Below are 1,712 nucleotides of genomic sequence, written 5' to 3' on the forward strand. Positions count from 1 at the left end.
TACCGCACTCCGCCGAAAGGCGCGATCGTGCTGTCCATCGACGAGAAGACCGCGATCCAGGCCCGCGAGCGCCGCTACCCCTCCCAGCCCGCCGCACCAGGCCGAGCCGCCCGCCGCGAGTGCGAGTACCGCCGCCACGGCACCGCCTCCATCGTCGCCGCCCTGGACATCACCACCGGGCAGACCCTGATCGAGACCATCCAGCGCAACAACGCCGTGACCTTCACCGTCTTCCTGGACCGGCTCGACCGGCTCCTGCCACGCGACAAGGACATCCACGTGGTTCTCGACAACGGCTCCGCGCACACGGCCAAGCACACCAGGGCGTGGCTGGCCGCCACCCGCGCTGGCACGTCCACTGGACCCCGCCCCATGCCTCCTGGCTCAACCAGGTCGTGCTCGTCTTCTCCGCCCTGACCCGCGCCGTCCTCCGCAACGGCGACTTCACCAGCCGCGACGACCTGATCGAGAAGATCGATGCCTGGACGATCCGGCGCAACGAACACGCCCGCCCCTTCCGCTGGACCTACCAGGGCACCCCGCTCAAGGAAACGGCCTGACCCACCCGACCCGATCCGCAGGAACGCGGTCAGCCGGGCAGGGCCGCTGTCAGGTCGACCTCGACCAGCTGCCCGGGGAAACCGAGCCGGGCGACTCCCAGCAGCGTGCTCGCGGTGGTGAACGCCGGCCCCACGACCGAATCGGTCAGGCGCCGCCAGGCGGTACCCAGAATCCCGACATCGTCGCTGACCACATAGATCACCGAGCGGACGACGTGATCCGGCCCGACGCCCACCGCGCGCAGGGCCGCGACGGCGTTGGCTGCCACCTGGTCGATCTGGGCGTCGAGATCCCCCGGACCCACCAGCGCCCCTGAACGGTCGAGCGGGCACTGCCCCGCCAAAAACGCCGTCCGGCCCGCCTCCACGACGGTGATGTGGTGATACCCCGGAGTCGCATGGAGCTGAGCGGGATTGATGCGCGTGATCTCAGCCGTCATACACGCGAGTCTCGCGACTTGACCAACACAACGCTCACCTTTTCCGCAAACCCACCCCTCACCCGAACCCACAATCACCGACCGTGAACTACTCTCCACGAACTTACGCGGAGCAGCACTAGTAGCAGCGATGCTAGCCCTACCGTTCGGCGGTGTGGCAGGGATCGTGAATCTTCGGGAGATCGCCGAGTGGCTCGGCATCTCGCGTGCGTGGGCTGATCAGTTGTTGCGCCGACCGTCGTTCCCCGCCCCGCTCACGGAGTCGCGCCCGATGAGGATTGGGACCGCGACGAGCCGCCCGCTGTCGATCCCACCCTTCCACAGATCGATCTACCAGAGATCGATCTGCCGGAAATTGGGCTTCCAGACATCGAACTCCCGGACGTGTCGGTGATGACCGCCGATGTACAGGGTGTACACGTTGAGGCGCCTCTTGACCCTGCCGAGATGGTGGTCCTAGCCCCAGACGATGACACCAGCGTTCCGTTCCATGCGACGGTCCAAGACTTCGAGGTCGATGATCCCGAATCCCTGCTTGACCAGGCACCGGCGGTAGATGAAGAGGAACCCGAGCCCGACGAACCAATCGGAGCCGACCCGCCGACTGCGGATGATCTCGCGACTACGCCACCGTCGGTTGAGAGCCGCACCATCGGTATGAATATCCCGAACGAAGACGGCGAGAACGGGGTCGTCGCGGAGACGGGGCTGA

At 66.6% G+C, this 1,712-nt stretch carries 4 protein-coding genes; 3 read left to right on the plus strand and 1 reads right to left on the minus strand.

Going from position 1 to position 1,712, the window contains the following annotated elements:
* Together ACY45C_RS16040 and ACY45C_RS16045 are read left to right on the plus strand one after the other, a co-directional pair.
* Window positions 1-417: transposase (locus tag ACY45C_RS16040; protein WP_462188394.1), on the plus strand; the 417-nt coding region annotated here is incomplete at its 5' end.
* Entirely contained in the window at window positions 396-560 is a 165-nt protein-coding gene (locus ACY45C_RS16045) for a hypothetical protein (protein WP_462188395.1), read from the plus strand. The genes ACY45C_RS16040 and ACY45C_RS16045, both read left to right, overlap by 22 nt.
* Window positions 561-589: 29 nt before the next feature.
* Here the strand turns inward: ACY45C_RS16045 and ACY45C_RS16050 are convergent, their stop codons facing one another.
* The gene (locus tag ACY45C_RS16050; RefSeq protein WP_462188396.1) at window positions 590-1,000 is read right to left on the minus strand and encodes a RidA family protein; all 411 of its coding nucleotides are present in this window, start codon (window positions 998-1,000) and stop codon (window positions 590-592) included.
* Between the two features lie 390 nt (window positions 1,001-1,390).
* Here ACY45C_RS16050 and ACY45C_RS16055 point away from each other — a divergent pair.
* On the plus strand, window positions 1,391-1,712 hold a 322-nt coding region (locus ACY45C_RS16055), incomplete at its 3' end, for a hypothetical protein (protein ID WP_462188397.1).

The organism is Frankia sp. CcWB2, from assembly GCF_977927585.1.

What these genes read in the sequence shown, in the direction of transcription:
- ACY45C_RS16050 (WP_462188396.1), bottom strand. Translation starts at nt 1,000, where the DNA reads ATGACGGCTGAGATCACGCGCATCAATCCCGCTCAGCTCCATGCGACT.